This is a genomic window from Phenylobacterium sp. (genome assembly GCF_030698145.1).
Lineage (GTDB): Bacteria > Pseudomonadota > Alphaproteobacteria > Caulobacterales > Caulobacteraceae > Phenylobacterium.
Window position 1 is genome coordinate 12,222 of the sequence record NZ_JAUYNW010000054.1, and the last position, 16,664, is coordinate 28,885.

Annotated in this window: 15 protein-coding genes and 1 pseudogene; 11 read left to right on the plus strand and 5 right to left on the minus strand. The window is 68.5% G+C overall.

Features of this window, described 5'->3' with window-relative positions:
* Positions 1-181: 181 nt before the first annotated feature.
* Both Q8Q77_RS07260 and Q8Q77_RS07265 read right to left on the minus strand, forming a co-directional pair.
* Positions 182-2,779 carry an AMP-binding protein gene (locus Q8Q77_RS07260; RefSeq protein WP_305582629.1) on the minus strand — a complete coding sequence of 866 codons (2,598 nt, stop codon included), beginning with the start codon at positions 2,777-2,779 and terminating at the stop codon, positions 182-184.
* Between the two features lie 126 nt (positions 2,780-2,905).
* A complete protein-coding gene (locus tag Q8Q77_RS07265; protein ID WP_305582631.1) occupies positions 2,906-3,151 on the minus strand; it encodes an XrtV sorting system accessory protein in 246 nt (81 codons plus the stop codon).
* Positions 3,152-3,739: 588 nt separating this feature from the next.
* On the opposite strand from Q8Q77_RS07265, the gene Q8Q77_RS07270 reads away from it, so the two are divergent.
* Together Q8Q77_RS07270 and Q8Q77_RS07275 are read left to right on the plus strand one after the other, a co-directional pair.
* The gene (locus Q8Q77_RS07270; protein ID WP_305582633.1) at positions 3,740-4,486 is read left to right on the plus strand and encodes a sugar transferase; all 747 of its coding nucleotides are present in this window, start codon (positions 3,740-3,742) and stop codon (positions 4,484-4,486) included.
* A 233-nt stretch (positions 4,487-4,719) separates the two neighbouring features.
* A complete protein-coding gene (locus Q8Q77_RS07275; RefSeq protein WP_305582635.1) occupies positions 4,720-5,601 on the plus strand; it encodes a WecB/TagA/CpsF family glycosyltransferase in 882 nt (293 codons plus the stop codon).
* Positions 5,602-5,608: 7 nt separating this feature from the next.
* On the opposite strand, the gene Q8Q77_RS07280 is transcribed toward Q8Q77_RS07275, so the two are convergent.
* Together Q8Q77_RS07280 and Q8Q77_RS07285 are read right to left on the minus strand one after the other, a co-directional pair.
* On the minus strand, positions 5,609-6,085 hold the full coding sequence (locus tag Q8Q77_RS07280; protein ID WP_305582637.1) for a response regulator: 477 nt from the start codon (positions 6,083-6,085) through the stop codon (positions 5,609-5,611).
* Between the two features lie 151 nt (positions 6,086-6,236).
* On the minus strand, positions 6,237-7,007 hold the full coding sequence (locus Q8Q77_RS07285; RefSeq protein ID WP_305582639.1) for a molybdopterin-binding protein: 771 nt from the start codon (positions 7,005-7,007) through the stop codon (positions 6,237-6,239).
* 259 nt (positions 7,008-7,266) lie between these two features.
* Between Q8Q77_RS07285 and Q8Q77_RS07290 the strand changes: the two genes are divergently transcribed.
* From Q8Q77_RS07290 to Q8Q77_RS07315, 6 genes are all read left to right on the plus strand, one after another.
* Positions 7,267-7,740 carry a surface-adhesin E family protein gene (locus Q8Q77_RS07290; RefSeq protein ID WP_305582641.1) on the plus strand — a complete coding sequence of 158 codons (474 nt, stop codon included), beginning with the start codon at positions 7,267-7,269 and terminating at the stop codon, positions 7,738-7,740.
* A 442-nt stretch (positions 7,741-8,182) separates the two neighbouring features.
* Positions 8,183-8,884: a DNA/RNA nuclease SfsA gene (gene sfsA, locus Q8Q77_RS07295; protein ID WP_305582643.1), complete on the plus strand. Its 702-nt coding sequence runs from the start codon at positions 8,183-8,185 to the stop codon at positions 8,882-8,884.
* A gap of 61 nt (positions 8,885-8,945) precedes the next feature.
* A complete protein-coding gene (locus tag Q8Q77_RS07300; RefSeq protein WP_305582645.1) occupies positions 8,946-9,566 on the plus strand; it encodes a glutathione S-transferase family protein in 621 nt (206 codons plus the stop codon).
* A 127-nt stretch (positions 9,567-9,693) separates the two neighbouring features.
* Complete coding sequence (gene map / locus Q8Q77_RS07305; RefSeq protein ID WP_305582647.1) at positions 9,694-10,506, plus strand: type I methionyl aminopeptidase; 813 nt, start codon at positions 9,694-9,696, stop codon at positions 10,504-10,506.
* Between the two features lie 62 nt (positions 10,507-10,568).
* The gene (radC, locus tag Q8Q77_RS07310) at positions 10,569-11,333 is read left to right on the plus strand and encodes a DNA repair protein RadC (protein ID WP_305582649.1); all 765 of its coding nucleotides are present in this window, start codon (positions 10,569-10,571) and stop codon (positions 11,331-11,333) included.
* A gap of 25 nt (positions 11,334-11,358) precedes the next feature.
* Positions 11,359-12,696: a tetratricopeptide repeat protein gene (locus Q8Q77_RS07315; protein WP_305582651.1), complete on the plus strand. Its 1,338-nt coding sequence runs from the start codon at positions 11,359-11,361 to the stop codon at positions 12,694-12,696.
* On the opposite strand, the gene Q8Q77_RS07320 is transcribed toward Q8Q77_RS07315, so the two are convergent.
* Positions 12,686-13,354, minus strand: coding sequence for a lysoplasmalogenase family protein (locus tag Q8Q77_RS07320; RefSeq protein ID WP_305582653.1), 669 nt, complete (start codon positions 13,352-13,354; stop codon positions 12,686-12,688). The genes Q8Q77_RS07315 and Q8Q77_RS07320 overlap by 11 nt on opposite strands.
* A gap of 448 nt (positions 13,355-13,802) precedes the next feature.
* Here Q8Q77_RS07320 and Q8Q77_RS07325 point away from each other — a divergent pair, with 448 nt between their 5' ends.
* The 3 genes and pseudogenes from Q8Q77_RS07325 to Q8Q77_RS07335 form a co-directional block, all read left to right on the plus strand.
* Entirely contained in the window at positions 13,803-14,732 is a 930-nt protein-coding gene (locus Q8Q77_RS07325; RefSeq protein WP_305582655.1) for a hypothetical protein, read from the plus strand.
* A 40-nt stretch (positions 14,733-14,772) separates the two neighbouring features.
* Entirely contained in the window at positions 14,773-15,858 is a 1,086-nt protein-coding gene (locus Q8Q77_RS07330; protein WP_305582657.1) for a DUF3616 domain-containing protein, read from the plus strand.
* Between the two features lie 301 nt (positions 15,859-16,159).
* Positions 16,160-16,495 (plus strand): annotated as a pseudogene (locus tag Q8Q77_RS07335) (integrase core domain-containing protein); the annotation flags it as partial.
* Positions 16,496-16,664 lie beyond the last annotated feature (169 nt).

Sequence of the window (16,664 nt, forward strand, 5' to 3'; positions counted from 1 at the left end):
ATGCGACGCGGCGCCTCGCGGTCTAGATCAGACAATTCTGACCTGCCACTCTAAACACGGCGAATGTGGCGAAATCTTAAACCGCCCGCAGTTGAGTCAACGTTAATGTGCCTGAACGGGCGCGCCGCAACAGAAATCGGCCATGGCGCGCGGAATCCTGTTCAGGACGCCTGACCGCCGGTCAGTGGAACGACTTGAGCGGCCGCCCAGAGGTGACCCTCTGCATGCCCCAATAGGCCGCTAGTCCCAAGGCCACGGAGGCGGGCACCACCAGGGCCAGATTGTCGATCCCAAACATGAACACCAGCAGGTGCACCGGCACGACATGGGTCAGGTAGATGTAGAAACTGGCCGCGGCCACCACCCCCAGCCCGGTCTGCAGAGGGTTGGGCAGGGTCAAACGCGGAAGCCACAGGATCGCCAGGCCCGCCACCGACAGCCAGGCGGCGTGGGAGATATTCGAGGGGTAGTCGAAGCGCGGCCAGAGACCGGGCGGCCCGATCGCGTCCAGCGCCGCCGCGGCCAGCACGATGAGGCTCATGGCCACCCGGCGCGGCGTGGTGGTCGCCTGCTGTAGGCACCAGCCGAACGCCAGGAGATAGAACAGGGCGTCGGGCGTGCGCTGAAGCAGGCCGCCCTCGTCCAAGAACCGCAGCCCCGCCACCCGCATCACCAGGGCGATCGCCAGCAGCCCCAGCCCGAAGGCCCACGGATCGCGCGCCGCCGCCCGCCGGACCGGTTTGAGCCAGAACAGGACCACCACCAGGACCATGCATTGCAGCAGCGCCTCGAGGAACCAGTAGGGTTCGAGGAGGGATCCGAACCGGCCGTGGAAGTTGCTGGTGAGCGTGAGCGACGGAATGTCGATCTCGCGCTTCACCGCCATGTAGAGGAGCAGGACGCCGTAATAGGGCAGGATGATCCGCGCCACGAACGACTTGAGGACCGCCAGTCCCTCCCCTTCTGTCAGCCGGGTCAGCTGGTAGCGGGACATGTTGTAGCCCGCGAGCATCAGCAGGACCGCGGCCCCGCCGCCGATCACCAGGCTCGAGGCGTGGCTGACCACCACCGCCAGGATCGCCAGGGCGCGGATCAGCACTTCGGTCTCGAGCGCGCGCGGACGCCAGAACCCGGTTCTGGGCGGCGGCGCTTCGACTGCGAGGCGTTGCAGTTCGGCGATGGGCATGGCTTCCCAGTTGAGCGGTAGGAAACCGAGCTGCTGCTCAAGGTCCAGCGACAGGGCCACATAGCCCAGCGAGTCGCCGCCCAGGGTCACGAAGCTCGCCTCGGGCGTCAGGGCCGCGCGGGGAAAGGCCCGGCGAAACAGGTCCAGCACCTCAGCCCCGGCTTCCGACGGCGGCTCGCCGCCCGGCGCGGCGCGGCGCGCCTTGGCGTCGCGAAGGATGGCCTGGTAGTCGACCTTGCCGGACGCCAAGGTCGGCAGGTCGGCGACGGCGCTCACCTCGAAGGCGGCGATCGGCAGGCTGAAGTCCTCCGCCAGGTCGTCGGCGATCGCCGCGGGGTCGGCCGGCGCCAGCACGGCTATGGCCACCAGGCCGTCGTCGCCGGCGACCGCCGCCTTCAGCCCGCGGCGCTGCAGGGCGGCCTCGACCTCATCCAGGCCGATGCGCAGTCCGAACAGCTTGGAGAACCGGCTTTTGCGGCCGACGATCTTATACAGCCCCTGCCCAGTGCGCTGGGCCAGGTCGCCGGTGTGCAACTCGTCGAGCTCCGCCCCCTTGGCCAGGTCGGCCTCGTTGAGCGCATAGCCCATCATGACATTGGCGCCGGCGTAGACGAGCTCGCCGGTGGTCTCCGTGGCCTCGACGGGGCCGCCGGCTTCGTCGATCAGCCGGAAGGCGCCGCCGGGGATCGGCGCCCCGACGCAGCCGGGATTGTCGATCAGCAGTTGCGGCGGCACATAGGCCATCCGGGCCGTGGCCTCGGTCTGGCCGTACATGACAAAGAAGGCCACGCCACGGTCGCGCGCCCAGCGGGCGTAGGTCAGCGCCGTCTCCGGCGGCAGCCGACCGCCAGCCTGGGTCATGGTCTTCAGGCTGGGCGTCGCCCGCTCGCGCAGGCCGATGCGCTCGAACAGCTCGTAGGTGTAGGGCACCCCCGCCAGCGACGTCGCGCCCTCAGCCTCGAAGAAGCTCCAGAACCCCTCGTCGATCACCGACAGGTCGGTCAGCAGGATCGTGGCGCCGCACGCCAGGTGGGAGTTCACCACCGACAGGCCGTAGCTGTAGTGGATCGGCAGGGTGGTGATCGGGCGGTCGTCGGGACCGATCTCCAGATACTGAGCGATCGAGCGCGCATTGGCCTCGACCGCGTCGCGCGACAGCCGGACCAGCTTCACCGCCCCGGTGGTCCCGGAGGTCGACAACAGGACCGCCAGGTCGGGGTGCATCTCGCTGGCGCGTGGCGCCGAGAACTGGGTGGTCCAGCCCTCCGCGGTCTTCCGGCTCACGGCGTCGGGGCGATAGGTCGCCGCGATGCGGCCATGGTCGCCGCCGCCGGCCGTCAGCAGGACCGGGTGGCCATGGCGCAGGGCGCCCAGATAGGCGACCAGCGGCTCGATTTCGTTGGCCGCCTCGATCATCAGCAGCCGGCGGGTCGGACCCAGGGTTTGGGCGAAGGCGTCGGCGCGGGCGGCCAGTTCGACATAGGTCAGGCGCTCGCCCGACGGGGTCACGATCGCCACGCGCTCGCCGAAAGCTTCCAGCCCCGAGGCGAACCCGGGGGCCTGGTGCGAGGCGAACGGTCTGACCTGACTCAACGGCGTGCTTCCCGGCCTTGCTTGGTCCGTCCGGAGCGCCGGCCGTACGCGCTCACGCGTTCTTGACGATCAGGAGGTCAATTTTGCGTCGTCGGCATGACCCCGCCGACCAGACGGGGCGTCCGCTCAGAACTTCAGGTTGAAGGGTTTCAGGACCCAGGCCACATAGCCCAGCACGACAAGGATGATCAGGAAGGCGAGACCGCCCTGGCCCTCATTGCCGACATAGTTGGCCAGCGCGCAGCCGATACAGGCCGGCAGGTACTGGAAGACGTTGTCCTTTGGCTCTTCCTGCGCCGTCGAGCGATGCAGGAACAGCACGACAAGTCCCGCGAAGATGGCGACCGTCACCCAATCGTAGATCGTCTGCACGCCATCAACCCCCAAGCGCCGTCATCTGGATGCCGGCAGGCCCGAAGCCTGCCCCTTAGATCAGACCCGCAGGCCGCGCAATCGTCATAGCCCTACGCGGGAACGGTTGAGCACCCCTTCGGGCGCCCCAACGAAGAGCCGCCGGCGCGCCGGTAACGGCGCTCGGCCTCGGGTGGCAGCCTAGGGTGAAATTCTTAAGGTAAACTTGGCGGCGATCACTGAATTGTGCTGGGCGGGCCGGCGCATGCTGTGACGCGGCGCGGCGACGTCTAGGAGATCAGGCTGCGGACGCCGCTGATGATGGCCGCCCACAGGCCCAGCGAGGCGCATGCGCCGATCGCCAACCCTGCCGCCATAGGCAGTCGCGGGGGGCGCGCGGCTTGCGCCCGCGGCATCGAAGCAATGACAGCTTTCGCGCCCATCGACTCCTGGTTCCCAAGTTGACGGACCGTTTCTCGGCCTTGGGCATTAAGAACGCAGGGGCGGTTAAAAATTCGTGCTTGGCGTGCGGGGCGTTGAACATGCCTAAAAAACCGTTACGAGAATTCTTCATAACCATTAGCGCGAGCTGGCTGGCGGGTTGCTTGGATGACTGAAGCGGCGCAATCGGGGGAACGGCAGGCGGGGGCGCATCATGCGGCCACGCACCCTTCCGTCGTGCCGCTGCGCCGATCACCGGCGGCGCCCGCCGAAACCTCCTCTGTTGATACTTCCAGCGAGTACGCGCTGCCTCCGCTTCCCGTCGCCTCCAGCATCACCAAGCGCCTGTTCGACATCCTGGTCGCCTCGAGCGCCCTGCTCGTCTTCCTGCCGCTGCTGGTGATGATCGCCATGCTGATCCGGCTCGACGCCCCGGGCCCGGCCCTGTTCCGCCAGCGCCGCACCGGCCTCGGCGGCAAGGTGTTCACGATCTACAAGCTGCGCACCATGACCGTGGTCGAAGACGCCGGCGAGGTGCGCCAGGCCACCAAGAACGACATCCGAGTCACCCAGATCGGCGGCATCCTGCGCAAGCTGAGCCTCGATGAGCTGCCGCAACTCTTCAACGTGTTGGTCGGCGACATGTCGATCGTCGGGCCGCGCCCCCACGCCATCGCCCACGATGCGTTCTACGGCGAGCGTATCCCCACCTATGGCGAACGCTTTCGCGCCCGCCCCGGCCTGACCGGCTTCGCCCAGATCAGCGGCTTCCGCGGCGAGGTTCGCGAGCTGAAGCAGATGGCCGACCGCATCTCGGCCGACAACGCCTATATTGACCGCTGGTCTCTGGGCCTGGACGTCATGATCACGTTCAAGACCCTGCCGCTCATGCTGCGCGACCCCAACGCCTACTAGATTGGCGCGCGTTCCTTCTCCCCCTGCGGGAGAAGGACGACCCTTGTGCAGCCCGGATTGAGTGGTGACAGTTCAGACCGGATGGATGGGTGACAGTCTTCTCCTGCGAAGGCCATCCGACAACTCATACGTGTCCGCGCGGCTCGCCCTCGCGTGTGGATAAGGATTCTTAACCGGCCAAGCCTAGGTTCGCCTCGACCGGTTTCCGGGCGAACCTAGGGAAGAGCACGGCGTTGACCGCTGTCGTTGAACGCAGGCGCAAGGGGCGGACGCCGTTCCGCCGTAGCCGGCGCTCGGCCGAGCGCATCGGCGCGCTCGGCGTCGAGATGGACCTGGTCCGTCCCGAGGAGGTCATGCACCACGTCTCCGAGGCGATCGAGAACGGCCGCTCCTGGTGCGTCGCCAACCATAACGCCCACAGCGTCTATCTCAGCCAGAAGGACCCGGAGTTCGCGGCCTTCTTCGACACCGCCGACGTGATCGAGCTCGACTCCACCCCGATCATCTTCTTCACCCAGCTCCTGGGCCTGCACTCGCGGCCCTTCCACCGCTGCACCTATCTGGACTGGCGCGAGCACTTCTGGAGCCTGGCCGAGCGCAATCGCTGGCGGGTCTTCTATCTGGGCGGCGAGCCCGGCGTGGCGCGCGCCGCCGCCGACCAGCTCACCGCGCGCTATCCCGGCGCCGACATCGCCACCCGCCACGGCTATTTCGACATGACCCAGGACGGACCGGAGAACACGGCTGTCCTCGCCGAGATCACCGCCGCCCGGCCCCAGGTCCTGTTCGTCGGCATGGGCATGCCGCGCCAGGAAGTCTGGCTGCTGCGCAACCGCCACCTGCTGCCGCCCTGCGTCGTGTTCTCGGTCGGCGCGGCCTTCGACTATGAGGCCGGCGTCCAGGTCGCCGCCCCGCGCTGGATCGGCCGCATCGGCTTTGAGTGGCTGTTCCGGCTGGCCGTCGATCCGCGCCGCCTGTTCCACCGCTATTGCGTGGAAAGCTGGTTCCTGCTGGCCCCCGCCTTCCGCGACCTGGCCGTCGCCGCCCGAGCCGGACGCCTGCTCAAGCTCCGCCCCGCCCCGCTCGCGCCTCGCGAAGACGGCGCCCCGGCCTAGCCCGGCCCTAGAGCTCCAGCACCGACACGTTGTCGCTCGTCCGCCGCAGCGGCCCGTCATAGCCGCCCAGCGCGCGCCGCCGCCGGTCCGGCCCGAAGAATCCGGGCGTGTTCACGAACGGCCGAGGGTGGAAAATCACCGCGCTCAGCCGCGTCAGGATGCTCCGCGCTGTCACCGGCTTGGTCAGGAATTCGGTCACCCCGCGGTCGCGCGCGCCGTTCAGCCGCGGGAGGTCGGAATGGCCGGTCAGCATGATGATCGGCAGGAAGCGATCGGGCCTCGTGCGCGCACGCACCGCCGAGATGAAGTCCAGCCCGTTCATCACCGGCATCTCGTAGTCCACATAGGCCACGTCGATATCGATGCGGTTGAGGGTCTCCAGCCCCTTGGCGCCGTCCGGGGCGTAGTGGAGCTGACGCACGCCCGCCGCGCTCAGCACCGTGCCGATGATCGTGCGCATCTGCGCATTGTCGTCGACGATCAAGATCTTGAGAGCTTCCAATCCCGCAGACACGCCTAGCCCCCCGGCTGGCCCGGCTCAGTCCTCTGAAATCGGGCGCGAGAGCCTTAGAGTATTTCGACATGGAAACAAACGCCCGTCGTCCGGCGCCGCGGCCTGGGCCGCGCGGGCGCTGTCAGGCTGCCTCGACCTCGCGCACATTGGCCACGCCGGCCTCGGTCAGCGCCGCGGTCAGTTCGACCACGGCGGCGGCCAGTTCGTCGGCGTCGCGCCCGCGCAGCACCAGGTTCGACCCATAGAGGCCCTGCTCGAAGAACGGATAGCTGCCCAGGGACATGGCCGGATGGGCCTTGGCCACCGCCTCCAGGGGCGCGGCGATCACCCCCTCGCCCGAGCCTTCCACCCGCACCGTGCGGTTCAGCACCACCGCCCCGCCGCGCAGGCGATGACCCACATCCTCCAGCATCCCGCGCATGATCACCGGCACCCCGGCCAGGACGAAGACGTTGCCGATGGTGAAGCCGGGCGGCCCCTGGACCGGGTTCTTCACCAGCTCCCCGCCCACCGGCACGCGGGCCATCCGCCGCCGCGCGGCGTTCATCTCCCCGCCCCAGCGTGCGGCCATCATGGCGATGATGTCGGGGTGTTCGATGAGCTCCACCCCGAACGCCGCGGCCACCGCGTCGGCGGTGATGTCGTCGTGGGTCGGGCCGATGCCGCCGGTGGTGATCACGTAGTCGTAGCGGGTACGCAGCGCGTCCAGCGCCGCGATGATGTCTTCGTGCACGTCGCTCACCGTGCGGGCCTCGACCAGGTCCACCCCGTGGACGCCCAGATAGCGGGCGATGTCGCGCAGGTTGGTGTCCTGCGTGCGGCCCGACAGGATCTCGTCGCCGATGATCAGCACCGCGGCGGTCACCCGCTCGTTCGCCTCGCCCGCCGCCATCGCGCCTGCTCCGTGTTCGAACGCCCGTTCGTCCAGAGCAAAATCCGATCTGATTGGATCGGATTTTGCTCAAGACTCTTTGAATTTAGACCATTTTCTCCGCCGAACCGGTATCCACTTCGGCGGAAAATGGTCTAACCGCCCTCCGACTAACCCCGCAGCCCCGCCTGCCGCAAGGCTCTAGCCGGAGAATTGCAGAAGGGGTTAATGTCTGTCCCACCGGGGGACACGGCTTGGGACATCGCGCGAGGAGGCGCCGATGGGGAAAGCGGTCATTGCGGGTCTTGCGCTCGCCCTGCTGTGCGCGACGGCGGCGAAGGCCGCGCCCTTCGCCACGGTGGCCTTCAAGAAGGGCGAGAGCGCCCTGGTCTACGACACCGGCAGCGTCGTGCGCGAAGAGAGCAACGCCTTCGCCTGGACCTATGTCATCCTGCACAAGCCGCTGGAGGGCGCGACCCTGATCGCCACCTATCGCGAGTTCAGCTGCGCGCTCGGACGCACCCGCGACCTGTCCCGCCGCTTCGCCACCGCCTCGGGCGAGACCGTCCGCGCCGTCGAGCAGCCCGACGCCTGGCAGGACGTGGATCTCGCCACCGACCGCGGGGAACTGCTGCGCCAGGTTTGCCAGGGCAAACCCCTACGCGTCGTGGGCGCGGGCCTCTCGGTATTCGCCCTGCAGTCGGTTGTGCGCGACGCGCTCGCCACCGGCGCGACCAAGAGCGCGTCGCGCTAGGTCCAGGACCCAAAGCGCCCCGTAGGCGCCGGCCGCCAACGGCAGGACCAGCAGCCACACCGTCCCGATCAGCGCCAGCGCCCCGGCGGCCCGTAGCTGATGGGGCCATTCAGGCGGATGTCTCGCAGGCATGGGCTCTCCGCTCGCCGTCCTCGCCCATGTCGCCTAGAGCAAAATCCGATCTGATTGGATCGGATTTTGCTCAAGCCTCTTTGAATCTAGACCATTTTCTTCGCCGAACCGGTGTCCACTTCGGCGGAAAATGGTCTGGACGACATTTCCCGGGACCAGCCTGTCACCCAGGCCGGCGGTCCATGCAAGCTTGACCAGGGCGATTTTCCACAGCCGCCGCGCCCTGTGAAAAGCGGCTCAATCTCAGGAACTTCTGGCCCTTCGCCCGCCACATTCCTAAGTGAGGCGCCCGCCGCCGCCGAGACCGCCCATGGACTTCATCAGCCCCCTCGCCCGAGGCGTCCTCGTCAGCCGCTACAAGCGCTTCTTCGCCGACGTGGTGCTGGACGACGGGACCCCGGTCACCGCCCACTGTCCCAATCCCGGCGCCATGCTGGGCCTCAACACCCCGGGCCTGCCGGTCTGGATCTCGCGGTCCGATAACCCCAAGCGCAAGCTCGCCCACACCCTGGAGCTGGTCGATGTGGACGGCGGCCTGGTGGGGATCAACACCATGCACCCCAACCGCCTGGTGGCCGAGGCCCTGGCCGCCGACGCCATCCCCGAGCTCACCGGCTACGCCAGCCACCGCCGCGAGGTGAAGTATGGCGCCAACTCCCGCGTCGACTTCCTGCTGGAACAGGAGGGCCGGCCGCCCTGCTGGCTGGAGATCAAGAACTGCCACCTGCGCCGCTCGGGAACCCTCGCCGAGTTCCCCGACTGCGTCGCCGCCCGCTCGCTGAAGCACCTGCGCGAGCTTGAGGCCATGACAGCCGCGGGCGACCGCGCCGTGGTCCTGTTCGTGGTCCAGCGCACCGACTGCGACGCCTTCACCGCCTGCCACGAACTGGACCCCGCCTTCGCGAAGGGCCTGGACCAGGCCGCCGACGCAGGCGTCGAGGTGCTGATCTACGGCTGCGCCATCACCACGAGCGGCGTCAGCATCGCGCAGCGCCTGCCCTGGGCGCGTTGAGGCCGTAGCCGCGCGTCCGCCGCGCGCCTAGGCTGACGAGCCACCCACGCGAGAACCGGCCATGCTGAAAATCTACCATGTGAGCGGCACGCGCTCGGTGCGGACGCTCTGGCTGGTGAAGGAGCTGGGCCTGGCCCACGAGACGGTGGCCATGCCGTTCGACCACGCCGTAATGCACGGCCCGGACTATCTGCGGGTCAATCCCCTGGGCAAGGTCCCGGCCATCGACGACGACGGCTTCGTCCTGACGGAATCCGGCGCGATCACTCAGTACCTGCTGGCCAAGTTCGGCGAGGGGCGGCTGGAGCCGTCGCCCAGGCCCCAGCCCGGCGGCTCCGAGCACGGGCGCTTCCTCCAATGGCTCCATTTCCCCGAGGCGACGATGATGGGCCCCCTGGGAACGCTGGTGCGGCAACACCGGCTGCCCGAGGACCGCCGCGACCGCGCGACCGTCGACCACGCGGTCGGAAAGGCCGGCGAGGCCCTGGCCTTCTGCGACTTAGCCCTGCGGTCCAGCGACCACATCCTGGGCCCGGCCTTCACCGCCGCCGACATCATGCTGGGCTACAGCCTGTCCCTCGCCGACCAGCTTGGCCTGGTGGACGACCGCCATCCCAGCGTCCGCGCCTATCTCGCCCGCCTGCGGGCGCGCCCGGCGTTCGGCGAGGCTCTGGCGGCCTGAGGTCCCCGTCGCGCGCGCCGCGACGAAGGCGGGTGTTGAAGTCCTGTGCTAGGATTGCGACATAAGCCCTTCAGCCATCCGCATCGCGCGCCCTGTTCCCTGGCGCGACGCGGGCTTGGAGCAGACCATGAACGACGTCCTGGAAGCCGAACACCGCACCGGCCAGATCCGTGTCCACGGCCCCGAGGGCTTCGAGGGCATGCGCGTCGCCGGCAAGCTCGCCGCTGAGTGCCTGGACCTGCTGGCCCCGCACGTCGTGCCGGGCGCCATCACCGACGACCTCGACCGCATGGCGCGCGAGTTCATCCTCGACCACGGCGCCCTGCCCGCCTGCCTGTTCTATCGCGGCTACGGCAAGACGGTCTGCATCTCGCCCAACCACGTGGTCTGCCACGGCATCCCCGGCGAACGGGCCCTGCGCGAGGGCGACATCGTCAATATCGACGTCACCGCCATCGTCGACGGCTGGCACGGCGACACCAGCCGCATGTACGGGGTCGGCCCGGTGGCGCCGCGCGCCAAGCGGCTGATCGACGTCACCTACGAGGCCATCCAGAAGGGCCTGGACCAGGTCAAGCCGGGCGCCAAGACCGGCGACATCGGCTTCGCCATCCAGTCCTATGTGGAATCCATGCGCTGCTCGGTGGTCCGCGACTTCTGCGGCCACGGCCTGGGCAAGGTGTTCCACGACGCGCCCAACATCCTGCACTTCGGCCAGAAGGGCACGGGCGACACCCTGCGCGCGGGCATGTTCTTCACCATCGAACCCATGGTGAACCTGGGCAAGCACCAGGTGAAGCTGCTCTCCGACGGCTGGACGGCGGTGACCCGCGACAAGTCGCTCTCGGCCCAGTGCGAGCACTCCATCGGCGTGACCGAGACGGGCTACGAGATCTTCACCGACTCGGCCCAGTTCAAGCCGCCCGTCCAGAGCGCCTGAAGCCGGGCTCCGCAGCCCGGGGTTGAAAAACCCTATTGCCAAGCTGGAACAAATAAAGAACGATGCGCGGCATGGTGGCGCCGCGCGAACTCGCTGAAGGTCCTCAACCCGACCTCTGGGCGGCGGCGACGCGCGCCCCAGAACCGACCAAGACGCCCAAGCCCCACTATCTCGGCCACCGCGACCGCCTGCGCGACCGCGCCGCGGCCACGCTGGACGCCCTGCCCGACTACGAGCTGCTGGAGCTGCACCTGTTCCGCGCCATCCCGCGCGGCGACGTCAAGCCGCTCGCCAAGGCCCTGATCGCCCGGTTCGGATCGCTGGCCGCCGTGCTCGCCGCCTCCCCCGCCGAGCTCAAGACCGTGGCCGGGGTCGGCGAGGCCGTGGCCCGCGACCTCAAGCTGCTGCACCAGACCGCCCTGCGCGTCGGCCGCGAGGCGGTGGGCAGGCGCACAGTGATCACCTCGTGGTCCCAGCTCCTGGCCTATGTGAAGCTCGCCCTGGCCCACGAGCCGCGCGAGCAGTTCCGCGTCCTCTTCCTCGACAAGAAGAACCAGCTCATCGCCGACGAGGTGATGAACCACGGCACCGTCGACCACGCCCCGGTCTATCCGCGCGAGGTGATGCGCCGGGCGCTGGAGCTCTCGTCCAGCGCCGTGATCCTGGTGCACAACCACCCCTCGGGCGACCCCACCCCCTCGGGCGCGGACATCCAGATGACCCGCGAGGTGGTCGAGGCCGGCCGCCCCCTGCGCATCGCCGTCCACGACCATTTGGTTGTCGGCCGCGACGGCGTGGCCAGCTTCCGCGCGCTGGGCCTTTTCTGACCCCCCCTGATCCGGAGCTCGAACCATGCGTTTCCGTCTCGCGGCCATCCTGTGCGCCGCCGCCCTCGCTGGACCCGCCGCGGCCGCTGAGCCCAGCAAGGCCGATCTCGACGCCTGCAGGGTCGAGGATCAGCCTGACCACAAGGCGGCGGTCGCCGCCTGCGGCAGGGTCATCAAGGCCGGCGCCGATATGCCGGACCTGCGGAGCATGGCCCTGGCGATCCGAGCCTCGAACCGGACGAGCCTGGGGGAGGACCGGCTGGCGGACGCCGATTTCGCCGCGGCGATCGCTGCGGATCCCACCAGCACCTACCCCCTGATCCTGCGCGGCGACTCGGCCATGGCGCTGGGCGATTTCGCGGCGGCTCTCGCCGGCTATGAGGCCGCGATCAAACTGGATCCCGACAATCCAACGCTCTGGGGCCGCCGAGGCCTGGTCCTGGTCATTTCGGGCAGCCCCGCGTTGGGTCTCGTCGACCTGGACAAGGCCATCGCCGCCAAGCCCGACGACGCCGAACTGTTCCGCGATCGAGGCCGAGGGCGCAACCTGACCAAGGATTACGAAGGTGCGATCGCCGACTTCGACAGGGCCGAAAAGCTGGGAGGGCCGAACGCGGCTGTTCTCACGGGACGGGCGGACGCGCTGTTCCTTCTGGACCGTCTTGACCCGGCCTTGGCCGATCTCGACCGCGCCATCGGCATCGAGCCAGACGACTTCTACGCCTATGTCGCGCGCGCCGAGATCCACCAGCGAAAAAGCGATCCGATCCGGGCGCTGGCTGACCTCGATCGCGCCTTGAGCTTGAGGCCGCACGACGTTGACGCGCTGCTGAGCCGCGCTGAGTTCCTTGTCACCCAGGGCGAATTCCGGCGTGCTCTGGCCGATGCCGAACGCGGCCTCAAACTCCAGCCCGAGAACACTTGGCTGCTGCTGACCCGAGGCGACGCGCTGCTGAACCTGGGCCGCACCGCCAAAGGTCTTGGCGACTTCGACAGGGTCGCGATCCTCGCGCCGAGCGAGCCAAATGTGTTCGGCCACACCTGCCTCTATCGCTCGGTCTTCGACGGGAATTCGGCCCGGGCCGTGAACGACTGCGACCGCGCCATCGCCATGTCAGGGCCCGCAGCCTACCTGCTGGCCAGCCGCAGCGCGGCGCACGTCCGCGGCGGCGCCTATGCGGCCGCCCTCGCCGACGCCGAAGGCGCCTACAAGCTCGATGCGAGCTATGTCGACGCCCTCTACCTCAGCGGCGTCGCCAAGCGCGGCCTGGGCCGGCGGACGGAGGGCGACGCCGATCTGGCGGCGGCGCGCGCGATCGATCCCGACCTCGACAGGACCTATGGGGCCTTGCTCACGCCGTGAGCGGCGCCGCATCCCGCGCCAGGGTCCGCGTGACGCCCATGCAGATCACTGTCTGGCCCGCGAAATAGAGACTCCAGATCCCGAAACCGACCCAGGCCTGGTCGGCCAGCGGCCCTTCGCGGGCGAAGATCAACAGGTCGGAGACCACGAACATCACCGCCCCGATCCCCGTCGTGGCGCGCGGGAAGCGGCTGGTCCAGGCGCAGGCCGCCATGATCGACAGCCCCAGGGCGTAGAGCGCCACGCCGGGCGCCCCGGCCCGATCGTCCGGCAGCAGGAAGGCCACCGTCACGGTCGCTGCGACCAGCAGGCTGGCCAGCAGCCGCGCGCGGCCCGTGATCCCGGCGCGCCGGTTGCGCATATAGAGCCAGATGGCGATCAGGTGCCCGACCAGGAAGGCCACGGCGCCGGTCACCAGCCCCGCCGCGCCCAGCAGCACGTCGCCCAACGCCCCGAACACCATCACCGCGCAGATCAGCCATCCGTCCAGGGTCCGCGCCCGCAGGGCCGCGTAGAGCGCCAGCAGCCCGACCCCCGCGCCCTTCCAGGCCAGGCTCTGGGCCTGCGACAGCGGCAGGTCCCAGGAGAACATGTAGCTGACGCCGGCGACCACCGCGGCGATCAGCGCCACCCGCGCCGGCAAAGATGTCGCTGTCATGATTCCCCCCATCGCTTGCGCAGCATAGGCCGGGACTGGCGGCGACCGCGATGGGCGCATGGCTCAGCTTGCCACGGCGGGCCAGATCGGCGAGACGACACGCATGGCCTTTCAGAAGCGAAGAGTTGATCGAGCGCAACGCGTCCGCGCGCGGAAGGTCTGGTGGGACCGCCATAGCGCCTTTGCCCGAGGCCTGGTGACCGGACTGGTCGTATCCGGGCTCGGGGCCTGGATCTGGAACGCCTTCGCGCCCTAGCCGGGCGTCCGGCGGCGGGCGAGGCTCGTGGCGAAGATCGAACCCAGCAGCCCCGCCGGCGCGGCGAGGGCCGCACGGAGAAGCCTGGTCATCCTGGTAGGCATTGCGCTTTGCGCCTCCGCCCGCAAAAGTGGTAAATGGTACGACCGTGCGTACAGCGTGTGCGTCGACTGAGAAGACGGGAGGCGGGGAATGAAGGACAAGGTCCAGGAGCTGTTCACCGAGAGCAAGCTCAACGCGGCCATCGCGGCGGGCGATATCGAGATCGAGCCCACGCCGGGCGGCAACCCGTTCCGACCGAGCTATCGGGTCTATCTGCGCAAGGGCAACGAACTGGACTCGCTCGGCGGCGGCTCCATGGACCGCCTGAACAAGCTCTGGCGCAAGACGCGCGAGAAGAAGTTCAAAGAGAACATCAAGGACCCGAACAAGACCCGGATCGTGGCGATCGGCGACTCCTGGTTTCATTACCCGTTCGGGTCCGACATGCTCGAGTGGTTCGTCGACCAGTACGCCGTGAAGACCCTGGCCGCCGCCGGCGACGTCCTCTCCCGCATGGCCGCGGCCCGCGAGTACGAGCCGTACATCGCCGAGATCAAGCCGCACTTCTTCCTGCTGAGCGGCGGCGGCAACGATCTGCTGGGCGAGGCCCCCAATGGGGAGCGCAACATCAAGCGCATGCTGATCGATTTCGACTCCACCAAGTCCGACTGGCTGACCCCGGTCGGGCGCCAGACCATCGCCGACACCGTCGGTCACTACGAGACGATCCGCGCGGACCTGGCGTCCCTGGGCTTCAACGGCCGCTTGGTCGTCCATGGCTATGACTACGCCAGCCCCGCGTCCCGCGGGCCATGGCTGTCGGAGCCGCTGGAGGACAAGGGCTATTTGAGCGACGCCGTCCAGGTCGCCGCCATCACCCAGCTTGTCGATGCGTTCCGCGCGGCGATCGCGGCCTGGGCGGCGCAGCACAAGGCGAGCGTCATCCACGCCGATTGCGTCGGGCTCAACGGGCGCGGGCCGCAATGGTGGTTCGACGAGATCCACCCCACCATGCGCGCCTACCGCTATCGCTATCTCCCCGCGTTCCGCACTCCCATGGATGCGGCCTCGGCGGGTTGAGATCGGGCCCCCGCGTCGCGCAATATCCAAGGAGGAAGCCATGAAGCCGTTCCTGTTGATCTTGATCGCCGCGCTCGCGGCCTGCGACGCCACCCCGCCTGCCGCCACCACCCAGCCGGCCGCCGCGCCGCCGAGCGTCGAGGTGACGCCGATCACGGTGACCCGCGACTTCCTGGGCAAACCCCCCAAGCCTGGCAAGGCTCAGAAGCCCGCCGAGGACCTCAGCGGTGTCGCCTGCGCCCCGGCCGGGCTCTGCGTGCTCATCAACGACGAGAACACCTCGGCCCAGCCCACCCGCTACGACGGCGCCAGCCTCACCCCCCTGCCATCGGTGACCCTGATCAAGCAGGCGGCGACCTACGGCGCCGAGCCCAAGGCGCCCTGCTCCAAGACGCCCAAGTGGGACGAGAAGGACGAAATGGACGGTGAGGGCGTCGCCTATTCCGCCCCCTACTTCTACGTCGTCGGTTCGCACGGCTGCTCACGCAACAAAGACGAGTACAAGTCCTCGATGTTCCAGCTGGCCCGGTTCGAACTGAACCCCGATGGCACGCCCAAGGCCGCCGCCGCCACCACCTTCCACCTCGCCCCCTGGCTGAGCGGCGCCCAGCACGCCGGCCCCCTCTTCGCCAAGCCGCTGCTGGCCAAGGACGGGGTCGAGCAGAACGGGCTCAACATCGAGGGCCTGGCCGTGGTCGGCGACGATGTCTGGCTGGGCCTGCGCGCTCCGTCGCTCGGCGACAGCGCTTATCTCGTGAAGGCGAGCCTCGCCGCCCTCTTCGCCGCCACGCCGGGCGCCCCGACCGGGGAGGTCGTCCCCCTCAAGCTGGGACCCACTGTCGGCGTCCGCGACCTGGCGCGGCTGGCCGACGGGCGCCTGCTGGTCCTCGCCGGCGCGGCCCACGAGGAAGCGATCACCCCGTCCCTATGGCTGGTCGATCCGAACGTGAAGGGCTCGGAGGTTAAGCTTCACGACCTGACCCTCACCGGCGACGAGGCGGGCGCCGAGGTCAAGGCCGAGGGCCTGGAGGTGGTGAAGCAGGAGGGCAAGACCGTCGAGGTGCTGATCGTCTTCGACGGCCTGGTCAACGGCCGCCCCCGCCGCGAGAAATTCACGCTGCCCTGAGCGGACGATCGGTACGGGCGGCCGGACTCGAACCGGCACGGGCCTCGCGGCCCTACGGATTTTAAGCCCGGTGCGTCTACCATAACTATTTGATATCACGTTATATTTTACGATGTATCCCAAAAAATGTGTAAGAGAATGTGTAAGTGTGTAAGACATGTGTAAGAGCATGTCCGGTGCGTCTACGGGCACGCCGGGCATGTGGCTACGCGAAAGGCTAGGTGAGCAACTCGCCCCCTTCGGCGACGGTCTCCCGGCCGCTGACCGGTCGATCCGGCTTGCCGGGCTGGGATCGCTCGGCCTCGACATGGCCATCCAGCGCCAGCGGCCAGCGCCCGGCCTGATCCATCACTCCGACCGTGGCATCCAGTACGCCGCCGAGGCCTATCGCTCAGCCCTGGCCCGACAAGGGATCACGCCCTCCATGAGCCGTAAGGGCGACTGCTGGGACAACGCACCGGTGGAGAGCTTCTTCCACACCTTCAAGACCGAGCGGGTCCACCACCGGGTCTACGCCACCCGCGACCAGGCCAGCCGCGGTCTGTTCCAGTACATGGAGGGCTTCTACAATCCCCGTCGCCTGCACTCGGCCCTGGGCTATATCAGTCCGGCCGACGCCGAGCGCAGAGCGGCCTAACCCCGTCTACTAATTCGGGGGAGGATCACGGCGGTAGTCCTTGAGGCGTGCCCAGAGGCGCTCGACGGTGTTGCGCTGCCGATAGGCGACGGTGTCGTAGGGGATCGGTCGCTTGCGGGAGGTTGTCGTCGGGGATGACGGCCTCGGCTTGGCGCTCGGCGAGGCGTTT